The sequence below is a fragment of the Conexibacter stalactiti genome (genome assembly GCF_033542075.1).
Taxonomy (GTDB): Bacteria; Actinomycetota; Thermoleophilia; order Solirubrobacterales; family Solirubrobacteraceae; genus Conexibacter; species Conexibacter stalactiti.
Genome location: NZ_JAWSTH010000018.1, coordinates 1 through 18,160, shown reverse-complemented (window position 1 = coordinate 18,160; position 18,160 = coordinate 1). Strand labels below are relative to the sequence as shown.

At 73.2% G+C, this 18,160-nt stretch carries 16 protein-coding genes; 8 read left to right on the top strand and 8 right to left on the bottom strand.

The window, feature by feature from the left end; genetic code table 11:
• Window positions 1-47: 47 nt before the first annotated feature.
• On the top strand, window positions 48-1,031 hold the full coding sequence (locus tag R7226_RS09235; RefSeq protein WP_318596785.1) for an alpha-ketoacid dehydrogenase subunit beta: 984 nt from the start codon (window positions 48-50) through the stop codon (window positions 1,029-1,031).
• Between the two features lie 37 nt (window positions 1,032-1,068).
• Window positions 1,069-2,097 carry a ketopantoate reductase family protein gene (locus tag R7226_RS09230; protein WP_318596784.1) on the top strand — a complete coding sequence of 343 codons (1,029 nt, stop codon included), beginning with the start codon at window positions 1,069-1,071 and terminating at the stop codon, window positions 2,095-2,097.
• A 49-nt stretch (window positions 2,098-2,146) separates the two neighbouring features.
• On the opposite strand, the gene R7226_RS09225 is transcribed toward R7226_RS09230, so the two are convergent.
• From R7226_RS09225 to R7226_RS09210, 4 genes are all read right to left on the bottom strand, one after another.
• Window positions 2,147-3,052, bottom strand: a complete 906-nt coding sequence (locus tag R7226_RS09225; RefSeq protein ID WP_318596783.1) for a cupin domain-containing protein — start codon at window positions 3,050-3,052, stop codon at window positions 2,147-2,149.
• 49 nt (window positions 3,053-3,101) lie between these two features.
• Window positions 3,102-4,013: an NAD(P)-dependent oxidoreductase gene (locus R7226_RS09220; RefSeq protein WP_318596782.1), complete on the bottom strand. Its 912-nt coding sequence runs from the start codon at window positions 4,011-4,013 to the stop codon at window positions 3,102-3,104.
• An 11-nt stretch (window positions 4,014-4,024) separates the two neighbouring features.
• The gene (locus tag R7226_RS09215) at window positions 4,025-4,738 is read right to left on the bottom strand and encodes a fumarylacetoacetate hydrolase family protein (protein ID WP_318596781.1); all 714 of its coding nucleotides are present in this window, start codon (window positions 4,736-4,738) and stop codon (window positions 4,025-4,027) included.
• Window positions 4,739-4,852: 114 nt separating this feature from the next.
• Complete coding sequence (locus R7226_RS09210; protein WP_318596780.1) at window positions 4,853-5,548, bottom strand: helix-turn-helix domain-containing protein; 696 nt, start codon at window positions 5,546-5,548, stop codon at window positions 4,853-4,855.
• Between the two features lie 137 nt (window positions 5,549-5,685).
• Between R7226_RS09210 and R7226_RS09205 the strand changes: the two genes are divergently transcribed.
• The 5 genes from R7226_RS09205 (at window position 5,686) to R7226_RS09185 (ending at window position 13,005) form a co-directional block, all read left to right on the top strand.
• Window positions 5,686-7,104 (top strand): amidohydrolase family protein, encoded by a 1,419-nt coding sequence (locus R7226_RS09205; RefSeq protein ID WP_318596779.1) that lies wholly within the window; start codon window positions 5,686-5,688, stop codon window positions 7,102-7,104.
• Window positions 7,101-8,153: an ABC transporter permease gene (locus R7226_RS09200; protein ID WP_318596778.1), complete on the top strand. Its 1,053-nt coding sequence runs from the start codon at window positions 7,101-7,103 to the stop codon at window positions 8,151-8,153. Before R7226_RS09205 ends, R7226_RS09200 begins: the two co-directional genes overlap by 4 nt.
• Window positions 8,154-8,225: 72 nt before the next feature.
• Window positions 8,226-9,434, top strand: coding sequence for a substrate-binding domain-containing protein (locus tag R7226_RS09195; RefSeq protein WP_318596777.1), 1,209 nt, complete (start codon window positions 8,226-8,228; stop codon window positions 9,432-9,434).
• A 13-nt stretch (window positions 9,435-9,447) separates the two neighbouring features.
• Window positions 9,448-11,961 carry an ATP-binding cassette domain-containing protein gene (locus tag R7226_RS09190; RefSeq protein ID WP_318596776.1) on the top strand — a complete coding sequence of 838 codons (2,514 nt, stop codon included), beginning with the start codon at window positions 9,448-9,450 and terminating at the stop codon, window positions 11,959-11,961.
• A gap of 24 nt (window positions 11,962-11,985) precedes the next feature.
• A complete protein-coding gene (locus R7226_RS09185) occupies window positions 11,986-13,005 on the top strand; it encodes a ketopantoate reductase family protein (protein ID WP_318596775.1) in 1,020 nt (339 codons plus the stop codon).
• Here the strand turns inward: R7226_RS09185 and R7226_RS09180 are convergent.
• The 4 genes from R7226_RS09180 to R7226_RS09165 all read right to left on the bottom strand — a co-directional run bounded on the left by R7226_RS09180 (window position 13,002) and on the right by R7226_RS09165 (window position 17,477).
• On the bottom strand, window positions 13,002-14,093 hold the full coding sequence (locus tag R7226_RS09180) for a zinc-dependent alcohol dehydrogenase (protein WP_318596774.1): 1,092 nt from the start codon (window positions 14,091-14,093) through the stop codon (window positions 13,002-13,004). The two genes, R7226_RS09185 and R7226_RS09180, sit on opposite strands and share 4 nt — an antisense overlap.
• The gene (locus R7226_RS09175) at window positions 14,083-15,459 is read right to left on the bottom strand and encodes an amidohydrolase family protein (RefSeq protein WP_318596773.1); all 1,377 of its coding nucleotides are present in this window, start codon (window positions 15,457-15,459) and stop codon (window positions 14,083-14,085) included. The genes R7226_RS09180 and R7226_RS09175 overlap by 11 nt, the downstream gene beginning before the upstream one ends.
• 44 nt (window positions 15,460-15,503) lie before the next feature.
• Window positions 15,504-16,184: a cupin domain-containing protein gene (locus R7226_RS09170; RefSeq protein ID WP_318596772.1), complete on the bottom strand. Its 681-nt coding sequence runs from the start codon at window positions 16,182-16,184 to the stop codon at window positions 15,504-15,506.
• A gap of 105 nt (window positions 16,185-16,289) precedes the next feature.
• Window positions 16,290-17,477, bottom strand: a complete 1,188-nt coding sequence (locus tag R7226_RS09165; RefSeq protein WP_318596771.1) for an MFS transporter — start codon at window positions 17,475-17,477, stop codon at window positions 16,290-16,292.
• A gap of 77 nt (window positions 17,478-17,554) precedes the next feature.
• Between R7226_RS09165 and R7226_RS09160 the strand changes: the two genes are divergently transcribed.
• Window positions 17,555-18,160 (top strand): LysR family transcriptional regulator (locus tag R7226_RS09160; protein ID WP_318596770.1); only part of this gene is annotated, 606 nt, incomplete at its 3' end.

The window sequence follows — 18,160 nt, the reverse complement described above, 5'->3', positions numbered from 1 at the left end:
CCCGTGCGGCGCGCAGAGCACCTCACTTGCAACGAAGGGGTCCATCGATGGCTGACACGCTCGAATTCCGCCGCGCGATCCGCGACGCGCTCGACGAGGAGCTGGCGCGCGACGAGCGCGTCGTCTTCTTCGGCGAGGACGTCGCCAAGCCGGGCGGCGTCTTCGCCGCCACGCCCGGTCTCTACGACGCCCATGGCGAGGCGCGCGTCTTCGACACGCCGATCTCGGAGCTGGCGATCACCGGCGCCGCCTTCGGCGCCGCCGTCTGCGGCCTGCGTCCCGTGATCGAGATCATGTTCGCCGACTTCCTGCCGCTCGCGATGGACGGCATGGTCAACCAGGCGGCGAAGTACTGGTACCTCTCCAACGAGCAGGCGCCGGCGCCGATCGTGGTGCGCTCCGCCTTCGGCGCGGGCGGCCGCTTCGGCGCGATCCACTCGCAGTCGCCGGCGCCGTGGTTCCAGGGCGTCCCCGGCCTGAAGATCGTCGCGCCGAGCACCCCGGCCGACGCGAAGGCGCTGCTGAAGGCGGCGATCCGCGACGACAACCCCGTCCTCTTCCTGGAGCACAAGCGGCTCTACTCGCTCAAGGGCGACCCGGCGCCGCAAGAGGAGGTCGCGACGATCGGCGAGGCGAAGGTCGTGCGCGCCGGTGCCGACCTGACCGTCGCCGCCGTCGCCGCCTCCGTCCACCACGCGCTGACCGCCGCCGAGACGCTCGCCGCCGAGGGGATCGAGCTGGAGGTCGTCGACCTGCGCACGCTGCGCCCGCTCGACGTGCCGACGGTCGTCGGCTCGGTCGCGAAGACCAACCGGCTGCTCGTCGTCGAGGAGGGGCCGCTGACCGGCGGCTGGGCCGGCGAGCTGGTCGCGCGCGTCAGCGAGGAGGCGCTCGGCGAGCTGGACGACGTCTGGCGCCTGGCGACCGACGACACGCCGGTCCCGTACAGCCCGACGCTGGAGGATCCCTTCCTGCCGGGCGCCGACGCGATCGTCGCGGCCGTGCGGGCGCGGCTGGGGGTGGCGGCGTGAGCCGCGTCGCGCACCGGCGGCCGAGCCCCGCCGCGCGATGACCACCGGGCCGCGGATCGCGGTCCTCGGCAGCGGTGCCAACGGCGCCTCGATCGGCGCCGACCTGACCGCGGCCGGGCACGACGTGACGCTGATCGAGCAGTGGCCCGAGCACGTCCGCGCGATGCGCGCCGACGGGTTGCGGATCGAGCTGCCCGACGAGACGCTGCACGTGCGCGTCAAGGCGCACGACCTCTGTGACGTGGCGACCTTCACGCGCCCGTTCGACGTCGTGCTGCTGCTGATGAAGGCCTACGACGCGCGCTGGGCGACGCAGCTGATCGCGCCCCACCTCGCGCCCGGCGGGCTCGTCGCGGGCGTCCAGAACGGCATGACCGCCGACGTGATCGCCGAGGTCGTCGGCGCGGAGCGGACGCTCGGGACGGTGATCGAGGTCTCCTCGATGATGACCGTGCCGGGCGTCGTCGAGCGTCACTCGCCGCCGTCGCGCTCGTGGTTCGCGGTCGGCGCGCTCGACCCCGCGACGCGCGGCCGCGAGCACGAGGTCGCCGACCTGCTGCGCTGCTCGGGCGCCGTCGAGGTCGTCGACGACATCCGCGCGGCGAAGTGGATGAAGCTCGTCAGCAACTGCACGACGCTCGTCACGACCGCGCTGCTCGGCGTGCCGATGCGCGCGGCGCTGAACGAGCCGGGGATGCGCGAGCTGATGATCCGCTGCGGCCAGGAGGCGCTCGACACGGGCGCCGCGCTCGGCCATCCGGTGCTGCCGATCTTCGGCCTCAGAGAGGAGCACGTGCGGCGGCCCGAGGAGGTCGTCGAGACGCTGCTCGACGTGCTCTACGCCGGCTTCGTGCTGGAGCACACGACGACGACGATCCTGCACGACTGGCGCAAGGGCCGCCACAGCGAGGTCGACGACATCAACGGCCTCGTCGTCGCCGAGGCCGAGCGGCTCGGCGGCGCGGCGCCGGCCAATGCGGCCGTCGTCGCACTGGCGCACCAGGTCGAGCGTGGCGAGCTGGAGCCCGGCCCCGGCAACCTCGCGCGGCTGCTCGCCGCGCTGTGAGGGCGGGCGCGGCGCCGCCCTCGCGACGCCGCGCCTTCGCCTCCCCGCCTCAGCCTCTGCCGAGCAGCTCGGCGAGGTGATCCCAGTCGCGGTCGAAGCGGTAGGAGTGGTTCGACGGCGGCTGCGGTGAGGAGGTCTCCAGCCAGCGCACCGTCGCGTCACTGGTGTTGTAGAAGGCGTGGATGCAGCCGACGCCGGTCCACATCGCGTCGCCGGCTCTGAGCAGGTAGCGCTCGCCGTCGGCGACCGCCTCGACCTCGCCGTCGAGGATGAAGTAGCTCTCCTCCAGCGGATGGTCGTGGGGCTGGGCGACGCCGCCGGGCTGGTACTCGACCATGAACATCGTGTGCAGCGCAGCACCGAGGCGCTGGTCGACGAGCATCTTGACGGCGATGCCGCTGTAGGCGAGCAGCGCCGTCGCCATGCTGGAGGAGACCTGCGGCGCGTCGACCGCGGCGCCGTGCTTGAGCACGTCGACGTCCATCTGGCCGGCGTCGAGGCGGAAGAAGGTGCGCGAGCGGGGGTCACGCACGTCGAGCGGGTGGACCGGGCCGTCGGCGAGCGGCGTCCCGGTGAAGAAGGTGTCCGGCTTCTCGTCGTCCAGGCGCGGCGCGGGCGCCGTCATCTCCAACCAGCGGGCCGGCTGCCCGTCGCGATTGCGCCACGAGTGCTCGACACCGAGCGGCACGATCCCGCAGGCGCCCGGCTCCAGCCGCGTCGTGCGGCCGTCGAGCGTCAGCTCCGGCGATCCCGCCAGCACGAAGAAGCTCTCCTCGCACGAGTGGAGGTGCGCGCCGACCATGCCGCCGTCGGCGAGCGCGCAGAGCCCGAAGCCGGTGTGGACGGCGCCGACCTGCTTGCCGACGATCTCGGCGCGCTCGAAGCGCTCGACATGGCCGGCGTAGCGGGCCGGGACGGCGCCGCGGATGTCGGCGGCGAACTGGACGTGGTGCATCGGGACTGCTCCGTTTCGTGGCGGTGGCGGTGGCGTGGCGGTGGTCGTCTCAGGCGTCGCCGAGCCCGGCCTCGCGCCGCAGGCGCGGCAGCAGGGCCATCAGGTCGAGCTGGCCCATCCCCTGCGAGATGCAGCCCTGCACGAGCTGCTGCGTCGCGGCGGTCAGCGGCAGCGGGACGCCGGCGCGTCTGCCGGCGTCGAGCGCCAGCTCGAGGTCCTTGCGCATCAGCTCGGCGGTGAACGTCGAGCTGTAGTCGTCGGCGACGAGCGCGTCGGTCTTGTATCTGACGAACGGGCTGCCGACGGCGGAGCCGCCGATCACCGCGAGCGCGTCGGCGCGCGCGACGCCGTCGGCCTCCAGCAGCACCAGCGCCTCGGCGATCAGCTGGGCGGTGCCGGCGAGCATCAGGTTGAGCGCGAGCTTGACGACGCGCGCCTGCTCGGCGTCGCCGACGTAGAAGAGGTTGGGGCCGATGTCGCTCAGCGTGGGCGCGAGCGCGTCGAAGCGCTCGCGCGGGCCGGAGACGACGATCGAGAGGTTGCCGGCGGCGACGACCGCCGGGTTGCCGGAGACCGGGGCGCGCAGCAGCGCCACGTCGCGCTCGGCGAGCACCGCGGCGATCCGCGCGGAGGTGTCGGCGCCGACGGTGCCCATGTCGATCACGGTGCGGCCGCCGGACGTGGGGGAGGCGCCGGACGCGGGCGCGGCGAGACCGTCGAGCAGGCCGCCGTCGCCGTGCACGACCTGCTCCAGCGCGGCGCCGTCGGCGAGCATCGTGATCGCCGCGTCGGCGTGCTGCCACACGTCGGCGGGCCGCGCGGCGACGCGCACGCCGCGGGCGGCGAACGGCTCGGTCGCGGCCGGCGAGCGGTTCCAGACGGTCAGCTCGTGGCCGGCGTCGAGCAGGCGCTCGGCGATCGCCGCTCCCATCCGTCCCAGTCCAAGCACAGCGATTCGCACGAGATCTCCTCCTAGGTGGTGAACGACAGCTCCAGCGCGCCGAGCGGCGCGACCTCGACGCGCAACCGCTGGCCAGGGGCGACCGGCGTCAGCGGGATCGCGGAGCCGGCGATCACGACATCGCCGGCCGACAGCCGCTCGCCGTGGCGCGCCAGCTCGTCGGCGACGAAGCGGACGACGTCGACCGGCGCGCCGATCACCGCGCGCGGGTCGTCCTCGCGCGCGACCTCGACGCCGTCGAGCGAGGCGCGCACGGAGATGCCGGTGTCGTCGCCGCCGTGGCGCGATGCCTGCGGCGGACCGAGCATGACGGCGCGGTGGAAGACGTCGCCGGCGATCACCTCCTCGACGGCGTCGAGCGGCAGCGTCACGTCGACCAGCTCGATCGCGGCGGAGAGCGCGCCGATCGCCGCGGCGGCGGCGGCCTCGTCGGCGCCGGGCGGGAGGTCGGCGCCGAGCGTGATCGCCAGCTCGCCCTCGATCATCGCTCTGCTCCAGCCGCCGATCGCGACCTCCGCGCCGTCGGCGAGCAGCGTGCGGTCGGTCAGGTGGCCGACGACGCGCTGGTCGAGACCGGCGGCGCGCTGGCTGGCGGCCGTGGTGAGCGCCACCTTCCAGCCGAGCGGGCGGGCGCCGTCGCGCAGCGCGGCCGCGCGCGCGGCGAGCTGGCGTGCCATCCCCGCGGCGATGCGCGGATCGCGCGCACGTGCAGTCTCACACTCCATGCGTTCACTATAGATACACAGAAGCGGCGGCGCCACCCGCGCGGCCGGGCGGTGAGCGGCGGCGCGAGCCGCCGCGCTGGGCGGAACGCCGCGAGCGCGCCGCGCCTGGCCCGCTCACGCGTGCGCGCGAGCGCTGCGCCCGACGACGACCCAGAAGCCGGTCGTGGGGCGGTCGTCGAGCAGGTTGAAGAGCCGGTGCGGCATCGTCGAGGCGAACGAGATCGAGTCGCCGGCCTCCAGCTCGTAGGTGTGAAAGCCGACGGTCACGCCCAGCCGCCCCTCGGCGACGTGGCCGTACTCGCTGCCGTCGTGGCGCTGCAGCGCGTCGGCCGGCGCCGAGGCGCCGCCGGGCTCGTAGGTCACGCGCATGAACTCGACGTCGGGGCTGGGCGTGGCGGCCAACAGCTCCCAGCGCACCCCGTCCTCCAGCGCGATCCGGCGCGGGGAGGCATGACGGGCGACCGGCAGCGGCGCCGATTCGAGCTGGGTTGGCCGCGCGAGCGCGCCGCCCGCGGGCACGGTGACCGGCGGCGCGCCCGCGAGCGCGGGCGCGGCCGCGCCCGCCGCCGTCCGCGGCGCTCCCACCAGCTCGTCGAGCGAGCTGCCGAGCGCCGTCGTGACGGCGTACAGCGTCGTCACCGACGGCATCGTCAGGCCGCGCTCCAGCTGCGAGATCATGCTCGCTGACAGCTGCACGCGGCGGCTCAGCTCGCGCAGTCCGATGCCGTTGCGCTCGCGCGCCGCGCGCAGCCGCTCGCCGAGCTGCACGGCGTCGAACGCCGGCCCCTCCTCAGGTCCGCTCCTCTCCACGCGGCCAGTGTAGGGAGATTACCCGCGCCTGTGTAGTGGAAATGATCGAAACGCCAATTTGGTAATTGCTGCTTGACACGCTGTGCGCCGCTCGTTACCTTGCCGTTGCGTATCCCGGAGGAGAGAACGGAGCGAAGGTGTCGAATCAGCGCAAGCTCATTCGCGGCGGCACGGTGATCACCGTCGACCGTGCGATCGGCGATCTGCAGACCGGCGACGTCCTGATCGAGGACGGCGTCATCACCGCGGTGGCCCCGTCCATCGAGGCCAGCGGCGACGTCGAGGTCATCGACGCGACCGGTCACATCGTGCTCCCGGGCTTCATCGACACCCACCGTCACACGTGGCAGGCGCCGGTCCGCAACATCGGCTCCGACTGGTCGCTGTTCCACTACCTCGCCGGCATCCACACGGGCCTCAGCAAGCACTACCGCCCCGAGGACACCTACGCCGGCAACCTGCTCGGGACCGCCGAGGCGCTCGACGCGGGCGTCACGACGCTGCTCGACTGGTCGCACAACCTCGCCACCCCCGACCACGCTGACGGCGCGATCGCGGGCCTGCGCGACTCCGGCGCCCGCACCGTCTTCGCCCACGGCGGCGGCGCGGCCGGCTGGAGCCCCGTGCCCGGCAACACGACGCCGCACCCGGCCGACGACGTCCGCCGCGTGCGCGACCAGTACTTCTCCTCGCAGGACGGCCTCAGCACGATGGCGATCGCGATCCGCGGGCCGCAGTTCACGACCGAGGAGGTCGCGCTGCACGACTGGGCGATCGCGCGCGAGCTGGACCTGCGCGTGACCGTCCACGTCGGCGACGGCGAGCTGGGCAAGACGCGCCCGATCGAGTGGATGAAGGCCAACGGCCTGCTCGACGACAGAACGACCTACGTCCACTGCAACACGCTCGGCGACGACGAGCTGGCGATGATCGCCGCCTCTGGCGGCACCGCTTCGATCGCGTCGATCGTCGAGATGCAGATGGGCCACGGCTGGCCGGCGACCGGGCGGCTGCTCGACGCCGGCGTGCGGCCGAGCTTCTCAGTCGACGTCTGCTCCGCGGTCGGGACCGACATGTTCAGCCAGATGCGCACGACGCTCGTGACCCAGCACGCGATCGACAACGCGGCGCTGGAGGCCTCGGGCGGCACGCTCTCCGGCGGCGAGCAGCTGAAGATCAGCTCGCGCGACGTGCTGGAGTTCGCCACGATCGAAGGCGCGCGCGCCTGCGGCCTCGACGGCGTCACCGGCTCGATCACGCCGGGCAAGCAGGCCGATGTCCTGCTGCTGAAGGCCGACGGCCTCGGCATGTTCCCGCTCAACAACCCGGTCGCGGCGGTCGTCTACAACGCCCATCCCGGACTCGTCGACACGATCCTCGTCGCCGGCAGGGTCGTCAAGCGCGGCGGCCAGATGGTCGACTTCGACCTCGACCGCGCCAAGACGCTCGTCAACGCGACGCGCGACCACCTGCTCGCGAAGGCCGCCGACGACACCGGCATCTCCGACTGCAACTTCGACGGGACGTGGATCCCGCGGGTGCACACCCACGCATGAGCGAGCAAGCCGCCCACCCGGGGACCGCGGTCGCGGTGCCGACTCAGATCAGCCCGCTGCGCTGGCTGCGCGCCTTCGTGCGCACGCCCTACTTCGCGATCTGGCCGGCGACCGCGCTGCTGTTCGCGGTCAGCCCGATCCTCGCCAGCGGCAGCCTCGACGGCAGCGCGCTGCTGGGGATGCTGCCGTTCGCGGCGATCCTCGCGCTCGTCGCGGCCGGGCAGACGCTGATCGTCCAGCAGGGCGGCCTCGACCTGTCGGTCCCCGGCATGGTCTCGCTGTCGGCGGTGATCGTCTCGAAGTACCCGCAGGGGTCCGACGGGAGACTGCTGGCGGCGGTCGCGATCGCGCTCGGCGCCTGCGCGCTGGCGGCGCTGATCAGCGGGATCGCGATCACGCGCTTCGGCATCACGCCGCTGATCGCGACGCTCGGCGTCAACGCGCTGCTGACCGGCGCGGTGCTGCAGTACACCAGCGGCAGCGCGTCGGACCCGGCGCCGCCGGCGCTCGTCGACCTCGCCTCCGGCAAGGTCGCGGGGATCCCCAACACCGTCGTGATCGCCGTCGTCCTGATCGCGCTGGCGACCTTCGTCGTGCGCCGCACGATCCTCGGGCGCCGCTTCGTCGCCGCCGGCGCCAGCCCGCGCGCGGCGGTCGCCGCCGGCATCCGCGTGCGCGAGCACCAGCTCGGCACGTACGTCGTCGCGGGTCTGCTCTACGCCGCCGCCGGCATCCTGCTGGCCGGCTTCCTCGAGACGCCGGGCCTGCAGCCGGGGCAGCAGTACCTGCTGCCGTCGATCGCGGCGGTCGTGCTCGGCGGCACGGCGCTGACCGGCGGGAGCGGCAGCGTCGCCGCGACCGCGGTCGGCGCGCTCTTCCTCACGCAGCTCAACCAGGTCGTGCTCGGGATGGGCGCCGCCTCGTCGGTCCAGCTGCTGATCCAGGGGCTGATCATCGCGCTCGGCATGGGGCTTCGCAACGTGCCCTGGGCCGCGGTGCGGCGCGCGCTGCCGTCAGGGCGCGTGCCGACGTCGCAGCGGTCGGACTAGCGCCGCCGCACCGGACGGCCGTGGGGCGGTCGTCCACCGCATCGAGTTCATCAATTCGGAGGAGAGGTAGTCATGGGTTTGGAGCTCAAGGCGGCCGTGCGCCGTCTGCGAGGGCTGCTCGCCGTCGTCGCGGCGTGCGCGCTCGCGCTGACCGTCGCCGCGTGCGGCGACTCGAGCAGCTCGTCGAGTGGTTCGACGAGCGGAGGCGGCGACAGCACGGCCGCCGCCGACACGACCGCGGCCGCGCCGGCCGCCGCCTCGACGGAGGAGCTGGAGGCGACCGCCGGCAAGAGCGAGGACACCTCGTGGTGCGGTGACAGACCGATCACGGTCGGCGTCCACGACGGCTTCGGCATCAACGCCTGGTCGCAGGCGTCGTACGCGACGGTCCGCTCGGAGCTGGCCAAGTGCGACAACGTCAGACAGATCGTCGCCGCCGGCGGCGGTGACCTGCAGAAGACGATCTCCGACATCAACGGCATGGTCGCGCAGGGGATCGACGCGCTCGTCGTCGTGCCCGGCTTCGGCCCGGCGCAGGCGCCGGCCTTCAAGGCCGCGACGCAGGCCGGCGTGAGAGTCGTCGCGTGGGCCTCGGAGCCCGGCGGCACGAGAGGCACCGACTACCTCGACTACGTCGACTGGGACACGAAGGCCAACGGCGCCGCGTGGGCGAGATGGATGGGCGAGACGCTGAGAGGCAGAGGCAACGTCGTCTTCCTCGGCGGCCCGGCCGGCACCCCCGTCAGCCAGAACGAGCTGGAGGGCGTCGTCGAGGAGTTCAGCGCCAACTACCCCGACATCAGACTGCTGACCGGCGACAAGGACTACCCGGCGACCAACTGGGATCCGGCGCAGGCGCAGAGAACGATGGCCGCGCTGCTGGCGAAGTACCCCGAGATCGACGGCGCGATCATCGACTACGGCGCTTCGACCGAGGGCGCGCTGCGCGCCTTCCAGCAGGCCAACCGCAGACTGATCCCGATCGCGACGACCGAGGCCAACAACCTCGCCTGCCAGTTCAGAAGACTGAAGACCTCGAACCCCGACTTCGAGCTGGCGACGATCTCGTCGCGCAACTGGCTCGGCCGGATCGCGGCGCGCAAGGCCGTCGCCTCCGCCGAGGGGATCGAGAACGGCGAGCCGTCGCTGTTCGCGCTCGGCCTGACCGAGGACAGCCTCGGCGGCAGAGACCCCAGATGCGATCCCGCGTCCCCGCCCGACACCTACTTCTCCAACGACCTCAGCGAGGCCGACCTGGAGCAGTTCGGCAAGACCGACTAGGAGCGACCGAATCATGTCGACGACACCGCGCGCCGTCCTGCGCCTGACCGACGTCGAGAAGACGTATCCGGGCGTCCGTGCGCTCAAGCGCGTCAGCTTCGAGGTTCGCGAAGGCGAGGTCCACGCGCTCGTGGGCGAGAACGGCGCCGGCAAGTCGACGCTGATGGCCGTCGCCGCCGGCTCGACGGTCCCCGACTCGGGGACCGTCGAGATCGACGGGACGGTGCTGGAGGACCCGACCCCGGCCGCCGCGCAGGCGGCCGGGCTGGCCGTCGTCTACCAGCACACCTCCGTGCTCGACGACCTCACCGTCGCCGAGAACATGGCCTTCGGGATGCCGCCGCAGCGGCGCCCGTCGCTCGGCAGAGCGCGCGCCTGGGCGGCCGAGAAGCTGGCCGCGATCGACATCGAGCTCGATCCCGGAGCGCGCGTCGGCGAGCTCGGCGTCGCCGAGCGCCACCTGCTGGAGATCGCCAAGGCGGTCGTGCGCGAGCCGCGCGTGCTCGTGCTCGACGAGCCGACCGAGTCGCTGACCGCGGCCGAGACCGAGGTGCTGTTCGCGCGGATCCAGAAGATCGTCGCGACCGGCGCCGCGGTCGTCTACATCTCCCACCGCCTGCCCGAGGTGAAGCGGATCGCGACGCGCCTGAGCGTGCTGCGCGACGGCGAGATGCGTGGCACCTTCGACGCCGCCGAGGTCTCCGAGGACCAGATCCTGCAGTTGATCGTCGGCCGCTCGATCGAGCGCGCCTTCCCCGACAAGCGGCCGGCCGACGCCGGCCCCGCGGCGCCGCTGCTGGAGCTGCGCGACTTCTCCGGCGACCGCTTCCACGACGTCGCGCTGACGGTTGGAGCGGGCGAGATCGTCGGCCTCGCCGGTGTCGAGGGCAACGGCCAGCGCGACGCGCTGCGGGCGCTCGCGGGGATCGAGTCCGCGCGTGGCTCGGTGACCGTCGGCGGCAGGGGCGCCTCGGTGCGCGACCCGCGCAGCGCGCAGGCGGCCGGGATCGTCTACCTCCCCGGCGACCGCCACGAGGAGGGGCTGTTCCTCGACCTCTCCGTGCGCGAGAACACGTCGCTGCTGTCGCTCGGCAAGGTCGCCAGCGGACCCGTCGTGCGGACCGCGCGCGAGCGCGCGACCGTCGCGGAGCAGATCCGCGAGCTGACGATCAAGACGCCGAGCGAGGACACGCCGGTCGGGTCGCTGTCGGGCGGCAACCAGCAGAAGGTGCTGTTCGCGCGCTCGACGCTGAAGGAGCCGACCGTCCTGCTGGCCGACGAGCCGACGCGCGGCGTCGACGCCGGCGCGCGCGTCGAGATCTACCGCGTCATGCGCGCCGTCGCCGACGGCGGCAGCTGCGTCGTGGTCGTCTCCTCCGACGCGCTGGAGCTGCAAGGCCTCTGCGACCGCGTCCACGTCTTCTCGCGCGGCCAGATCGTCAGAACGCTCGAGGGCGACGACGTGACCGAGGAGCAGATCACCGGCGCCGCGCTGACAGCGACCAGCGAGCGCAGAACGCTGGCCGAACGGGCGCGCGGCGCGCTGAGACTGCGCCGCTTCGCCGCCGGCGACCGCGCCCCGGCGCTCGTGCTGGCACTGCTCTTCATCCTGCTGGCGATCTACACGACCGGCAGAAACGAGTTCTTCTTCAGCGAGCGCTCGGTCTCCAGCATGCTGCTGCTGGCCAGCGCGCTCGCGTTCATCGCCTTCGGGCAGCTGCTCGTGCTGCTGACGGCGGGGATCGACCTCTCGGTCGGGCCGCTCGCCGGCCTCGTCGTCGTCGTGCTGTCGTTCTTCTTCGGGATCGGCTCGACCGGCGGCGAGTGGATGCTGGGGATCGTCGTCGTGATCGCGGTCGCGGTCGCGGTCGGGTTGACGAACGGGATGCTGGTGCGGTTCGTGAAGCTGTCGCCGGTGCTGGCGACGCTGGCGACCTACATCGTGCTGCAGGGTGTCTCGCTGCTGCTGCGCCCGCAGCCCGACGGCTCGCTGTCGCCCGACTTCACCGACTTCCTGACGCAGAGAGTCGGCGGCGTCCCACTCGCCTTCGTGATCGCGGTCGTGCTCGCGATCGGCGCCGAGATCGCGCTGCTGCGCAGCCGCTGGGGCCTGCAGCTGCGCGCCGTCGGCTCCGACGAGACGCGCGCGCACAGAATGGGCGCCCGCGTCGGGGTGACCGTGATCGGCGCCTACGTCGGCTGCGCGCTGCTGACGCTGCTCGGCGGCCTGATGCTGTCGGCGCAGATCGGCATCGGCGACCCGTCGGCCGGCATCAACTACACGCTCACGAGCATCACCGCCGTCGTGCTCGGCGGCGCCTCGATCTTCGGCGGCCGCGGCTCGTTCGTCGGCGCCCTGCTCGGTGCGCTGCTGCTGCAGGAGATCGCGACCGCGACGCCGTTCCTCGGCCTCGACCAGTCGTGGCAGTACTTCCTGCCGGGGATCCTGATCCTCTTCGCCGCCGGCGCCTACTCCCGCGCCCGCGGTGTGAAGACCTCGGCGCTGGCGGCGCCTGGCGGCGCCTGAATCAACAGAGACATAGGAGTGCAGATGGCAGTTCCACGCATCGCGGTCGTCGGGACCGGAGCCAACGGCGCCGCGATCGGCGCCGACATGGTTCGCGCCGGCCACGACGTCACCTTCGTCGAGCAGTGGCCGGCGCACGTCGAGGCGATGCGCGCCGGCGGCCTGCTCGTGCGCTCGCCCGACGGCACGGAGGTCCGCACCGAGGTGAACGCGATCCATCTCTGCGAGGTGGCGATGCTGCGCGAGCCGTTCGACGTCGTCTTCTTCGGCGTCAAGGCATACGACACGCGCTGGGCCTGCGAGCTGATCAAGCCGCTGATCGCCGACGACGGGCTCGTCGTCGGCCTCCAGAACGGCATGACGATCGACGACGTCGCGTCGATCGTCGGCCCGCGGCGGACGCTCGGCGCGGTGATCGAGATCGCCGGCAACATGTTCGAACCGGGCATCGTCAACCGCCAGACCGGGCGCGACGGGACGTGGTTCTGCGTCGGCGCCTACGACGACGCGGCGCGTGGTCGTGAGGAGGAGGTCGCGACGTTGATGCGGCACGCCGGCACGACCGACGTCACCGACGACATCCGCTCGGCGAAGTGGATGAAGCTCGTCGCCAACGCCGCCGAGATGGTGCCATCGGCGATCCTCGACGTGCCGCTCGTCGACGCGCTGAACGTTCCGGGAATGCGAGCGGTGATGGACGCCGCCGGCACGGAGGCGCTCGAAGCCGCGCTCGCGCTCGGCTGCAGAATCGTCCCGATGTTCGGCCAGGAGGGCATCGAGCTGCTGCCGCCCGAGCGCTATGCGGCGGCGCTGCTCGACGCCGTGCTCGCCGGCTGGTCGCTGGAGGACACCCGTGTCGCGGTGCTGCAGGACTGGATGAAGGGCCGCCGCGCGGAAGGCGAGGAGATCAACGGCCACGTCGTCGAGGTGCTGCGTCGCGTCGGCCGCGACGCGCCGGTCAACGCGCTGCTGATCGACATCGCCCGGCGGATCGAGGCCGGCGAGCTGGAGACCGGCCTCGACAACGCCGAGCTGATGCTCTAGGTGCGGGCGGGGCGGGCGCTCGCGACGTGCGGGTCGATCAACGTCTTCACGCGCGTCGCGCGGCCCTCCAGCAGCGGTTGCAGCGCCTCCTCCACCAGCGCCTCCAGCGGGATCGCCAGCGGCGCCACGTCGGCCCAGCCGTCGGCGCGGCCGGCGAGCAGCCGCAGCGCCTCGGGCATGTCGTCCGCCGCGACGTGAGCGACCGTCCCGATCAGCTGCTGCTCGGCAAGCGTCAGTCTCGCCACGTCCAGCTCGTACGGCTGCTTCTGGAAGCCGGCCGGGACGATCCGCGCGCCGCGCGGGGCGATCGCAAAGGCGCTGTCGAGGCCCGCGCGTGAGCCGGAGACCTCGAAGATCACATCGGGGGAGATCCGCTCCCGCGCGAGCAGATCGGGCAGCTCGTCGGCGAGCACCGTGTGGTGCGCGCCGACGGCCGCCGCGATCGTCAGCCGCTCTGCCGCCAGGTCGGCGACGACGACCTCGACGCCCCACGCCGCGAGGGCGGTCGCGATGTTGACGCCGATCCCTCCGGCGCCCAGCACGACCGCCTGCTCGCCGGCGCTCGCGCGGGCGCCGCGGGCAGCGTGGACGGCGATCGCCATCGGCTGTGCGAGCGCGGCGGCGTCGGCGGTCAGCCCGTACGGCGCGACGTCGAAGCAGATCGCGGCCGGCGCGACGACGTACTCGGCGAGCCCGCCGTCGGCGTGGAAGCCGAGCGTGTAGTAGCTCGGCGCGAGGTTGGTGCGGGCGGCGCGGCGGGCCGGCCCGCCGCCGGCCGAGACGCCGGCGCCGCAGGCGACCAGCGCGCCTTCGCGCACGCCGTCGACCCCTTCTCCGAGCGCGACGACCTCGCCGGCGAACTCGTGCCCCATCGTCACCGGGCCGACATGGCCGCTGGCCGGGTGGGGCTCGTCGAGCGACCGGATCATCGCCGGCCGGCGCAGCTCGCCGGCATCGCTGCCGCAGACGCCGCAGGCGAGCACTCTCAGCAGCAGCTCGCCGGGACCGGGGGCGGGGACGGCGACCTGCTCGACCCGCAGGTCGCCGAGGCCGTGGAAGCGCGCGGCGCGCATCGTCTCAGTGGGCATGGCCGCAGGCGCTCGCGTGCGGAATGAGGCGTGCGCTGGCGGCAGCGGCCGCCTCGCGCACGCGCGCCCAGTCGTCGCGCACGAGCCGTCCGTCGCGCTTCACGACCCTGCCGGCGACGACGATCGTCTCGACGTTGCCGGTGTCGGCCGAGCAGACGACCGTCGCGACCGGGTCGATCACCGGCCACGTGTTCGGGCGGTCGGTCGTGATCAGCACGACGTCGGCCTGCTTGCCGGGCGTGAGCGTTCCGATGCGGTGATCGAGACCGCAGGCGCGCGCGCCCTCGATCGTCGCGAACTCGAGCACCTGGCGGGCGCTCAGCAGCGGCCCCGGCGGCGGCGCGTCGGCCGGCAGGCGGCCCTCCTCGGCGCGCAGCAGCAGGTCGTGCGTCAGCGCCCGCTCGGTCGCCAGCAGCGTCCGCATCTGGCTGAACATGTCGCCGGGCGAGCCGGTCACGACGTCGACCGAGAGGCTCGGTCTCAAGCCGTGCGCGAGCATCCGCGCGACCGGCGGCAGGCCGTGGCCCATCAGCATCTCGACCGTCGGCGCGACTGAGGTCGTGCCGCCGCTGTCGGCGATCATCCGCAGCTCCTCGTCGTCGCAGAGGTTGCAGTGGATGTAGGTCGTGTCGGGGCCGAGCAGTCTCTGCTCGTACAGCCGCCGGACCATCTCGAATCTGTGCACCGCCGGCCCGAAGCCGACGTGGACGCTGATCGGGATCCCCAGCTCGCGCGCGAGGCGCCAGTCGTGCTCGACGACCTCGGGCAGGCAGAACCCCGGTCCGCGCGCGGCCAGCGACATCGTCACGAGGCCAGCGTCGGAGGGGAGCTGCTCGGTGCGGATCCGGCGCACGTCGTCCTGCGCGCCGCGCGCGCTGTCGGTCCACCACTCCGCGACCGAGGTGTTGGGCGTGCCGCAGCAGTAGACGGCGCGCAGGCCGGCGTCGCGCAGCGCGCGGATCGCTTCGTCGGAGTGCTCGGGCGTGTTGGAGATGTGCGACCAGTCGAGCAGCGTCGTGATGCCGCCGTCGAGCGCGTCGAGCGCGCCCAGCAGGTTGCCGGCGTAGACGTCGTCGGGCCGGTAGCGCGGCGCGAGCCGGTCGAGCACGATGTCGAAGTAGTCGCCGATCGTCGCGTCGGGCGCGATCCCGCGCACGACCGCCTCCCAGGTGTGGCGGTGGGTGTCGACGAAGCCGGGGATCGCGATCGCGCCGCGGGCGTCGATCGTCTCGCAGTCGGTGACGCCGAGGTCAGCCCCGATCGCGGCGATCGTGTCGCCCTCGATCAGGATCTCGGCGTCCGGCAGGTCGCCCACGTCCGCGTCGAGCGAGACGACGTGGGCGTGGCGAATCAGCGTTCTCTCCATGTTGCGTCATGATAAACGCAACGTGCAGTCTATATAAACGCTTCTCAGTCGGCGCGCGGGTCGCCGCCGCGACCGACGACGACCCAGATCGCAACCGCCGGCTCGTCGCCGGCGTTGTAGAGGCGATGCGGCGTCGAGGACTCGAACGAGATCGAGTCACCCGGCTCCAGCTCGTAGGTGTCGAAGCCGACGGTGACGCCGAGGCGGCCCTCCAGCACGGTGCCGTATTCGTGGCCGGCGTGGCGCATCAGCGCGTCGGCCGGGGTCGACTCGCTGCCGACCGCGTAGGTCGTGCGCAGGAAGTCGATGTCGGGCCGCGGGGAGGAGGTCAGCAGCGCCCATGTCACACCCGAGCCGAGCTGCAGTCTCTGGCAGTCCTCGCCGCGCTGCACCGGCGAACCGGCGGCGACGAACGCCTCGCGCGCGGGCTCGGCCGGTGCGTCGCCGGCCACGGCCGCCACGACGCCGAGCGGCGCGGGCGACCTGCCCCCGGGCCGCTCTGCGAACAGGTCGTCGAGCGAGATCCCGAGCGCCGAGGTGATCGAGTAGAGCGTGTTGACCGACGGCATCACGCGGCCGCGCTCGATCTGGGAGATCATCGAGGCGGAGACGCCGAGCCGCCGGCTCAGCTCGCGCACGCCGATCTTCTGGCGCTCACGCTCCCCGCGCAGGCGGACGCCGAGCTCGCTCGTGCCGCCGTCTCTGCTGGTCTCGTTCTCGGACATCGCTCGTCACCCACCGTTGGCGCGCCGGCGCGCCCCCTGTTCAGCATCGATCACGCAATCAGTATCGCGTGCATCTTCCCTGCACGCCACCAGACGTGTCGCCGCTCACCCTATCCCGGCCGGCTGACGCAGCCGGCGGCCCGGCAGTGCCAGCAGCGCGAGCAGCGGCGCGCCGAACAGCAGCAGCGCGACGTGCGCGTCGAGCGCCTGCGTCGCCAGCCCGAGGCCGATCGTCGGCAGCGCGGTGCCGCAGTACGCGGCGACGAACAGCCCGGCGAGCGCCTCCGCGCGCGCCCCTGTCGGCGCGATCCGCTCGACGGTCGCGACGCACCCCTTGAAGAGCGCGCCGCAGCCCGCCCCCGCGACGACGCCGGCACCGACGTACAGCGGCAGGCTCGGCAGCGCCAGCGCGAGCACCAGCAGCACCAGCCCGCCCGCGACCAGTGCCTGTCCCAGCGCCGCCAGCCGCGGCGCCGGCAGCTCGGCGAGCGCGATCTGCGTCGTCGCGGCGACGGCGAAGATGACGAAGACGATCAGGCCGGCGAGCGCGAACGAGCGGCTGCCGACGGCGTCGGCGAGCAGCCCCGGGCCGAGCGAGCTGAAGACGCTCAAGGTCGCGAAGCAGGTCAGCGCGGAGGTCGCCGCGCCGGCGAAGCGGCCGAGCTGCGCGCGCGGCACGACGATCCGTTGCGGCCGGTAGGGCGCGGGCCGCTCCGGTCGCGCGACCGTCTCCGGGACGGCCGCGACGAGCAGCGCCGCGAGCAGCAGCAGCCCGCCGACGAGCAGATAGGGGAGGCGCAGCGGCTGCGGCAGCCGCTGCGCCAGCACGCCCGCGAGCAGCGGCCCGACGCCCATCCCGCCGAGGTTGGCGGCGGTCGCGGTGACGGCCGGGCGGCTGGGCGGGCGGCGCTCGCCCCACAGCTCGACGAGCCAGGCGGTCGCGGTCGCCGTCACCATCCCGGTCGCGATCCCGCAGACGACGCGCGCCAGCAGCAGCCCGGCCAGCGCCGGCCACAGCACGAACAGGAGCGCGGAGGCGGCGTCGAGCACGAGCCCCGCGCACAGCAGCGGCTTGCGGCCGCGCCGGTCGGAGAGGTGGCCGAGCAGCAGCAGGCTGGCGATGACGCCGACGGCGTAGACGGCGAAGACGAGCGTGACGACCAGCGGGCCGAAGTCGTGGCGCTCCGCGTAGAGCGCGTAGAGCGGGGTCGGCACCGTCGAGTACGCCGTCGTGGCAGCGAAGGCGAAGGCGACGACGAGGAAGCCTGCGCGTGCGTCGAGCCGTCGTCTCACAGCGTGATCCTGGCGCCGGGCTTTCAGCACGTCCAACGACGATCTAGGATGAGGTTCATGCGTTGGAGTGATCAAGCGTGGAACTGCGCCAGCTCGCCTGCTTCGTCGCGGTCGCCGAAGAGCTGAGCTTCACGCGCGCCGCGAGACGGCTGCACCTCGTGCAGTCGGGCGTCTCCGCGTCGGTGCGCGCGCTGGAGCGGGAGCTGGACGCCGCGCTGTTCGAGCGCACAACGCAGCGGGTCGCGCTGACCGGCGCGGGCGCCGCGCTGCTGCCCGAGGCGCGGGCCGCGCTGGCCGCCGCGCAGCGTGCCTCCGACGCGGTCGCGCGGGCGCGCGGCACGGTCGCCGGCACGCTCACGATCGGGACGATCCAGTCGGCGTCGCCGCTCGACCTGCCGGCGGTGCTGGCGCGCTTCCACGCCGAGCATCCGGGCGTGACGGTGCGGCTGCGGCACGGTGGCGCCGGCTCGGCGCTGCTGTTGGAGGAGCTGCAGGCGGGGCAGCTCGACGTCGCGTTCGTCTCGTTGGAGCGGGCGCCCGCGGGCGTCGAGCTGGTGCCGCTCAGCGTCGAGGAGATCGTGCTCGTCTGCCGGCGCGACGATCCGCTGGCGGGGGCGCCCGCCGCGCGCGAGGCTCCGGCCGCGAGCGAGGCTCTGGCCGCGCGCGCCGCCCCGGCCGCGCCC

Bases quoted from the DNA above. Each gene is read 5' to 3' on its own strand.
- R7226_RS09235 (WP_318596785.1), top strand. From the start codon at position 48: ATGGCTGACACGCTCGAATTCCGCCGCGCGATCCGCGACGCGCTCGAC.
- R7226_RS09230 (WP_318596784.1), top strand. From the start codon at position 1,069: ATGACCACCGGGCCGCGGATCGCGGTCCTCGGCAGCGGTGCCAACGGC.
- R7226_RS09225 (WP_318596783.1), bottom strand. From the start codon at position 3,052: ATGCACCACGTCCAGTTCGCCGCCGACATCCGCGGCGCCGTCCCGGCC.
- R7226_RS09215 (WP_318596781.1), bottom strand. From the start codon at position 4,738: ATGGAGTGTGAGACTGCACGTGCGCGCGATCCGCGCATCGCCGCGGGG.
- R7226_RS09200 (WP_318596778.1), top strand. From the start codon at position 7,101: ATGAGCGAGCAAGCCGCCCACCCGGGGACCGCGGTCGCGGTGCCGACT.
- R7226_RS09195 (WP_318596777.1), top strand. From the start codon at position 8,226: ATGGGTTTGGAGCTCAAGGCGGCCGTGCGCCGTCTGCGAGGGCTGCTC.
- R7226_RS09190 (WP_318596776.1), top strand. From the start codon at position 9,448: ATGTCGACGACACCGCGCGCCGTCCTGCGCCTGACCGACGTCGAGAAG.
- R7226_RS09185 (WP_318596775.1), top strand. From the start codon at position 11,986: ATGGCAGTTCCACGCATCGCGGTCGTCGGGACCGGAGCCAACGGCGCC.
- R7226_RS09180 (WP_318596774.1), bottom strand. From the start codon at position 14,093: ATGCCCACTGAGACGATGCGCGCCGCGCGCTTCCACGGCCTCGGCGAC.
- R7226_RS09175 (WP_318596773.1), bottom strand. From the start codon at position 15,459: ATGGAGAGAACGCTGATTCGCCACGCCCACGTCGTCTCGCTCGACGCG.
- R7226_RS09170 (WP_318596772.1), bottom strand. From the start codon at position 16,184: ATGTCCGAGAACGAGACCAGCAGAGACGGCGGCACGAGCGAGCTCGGC.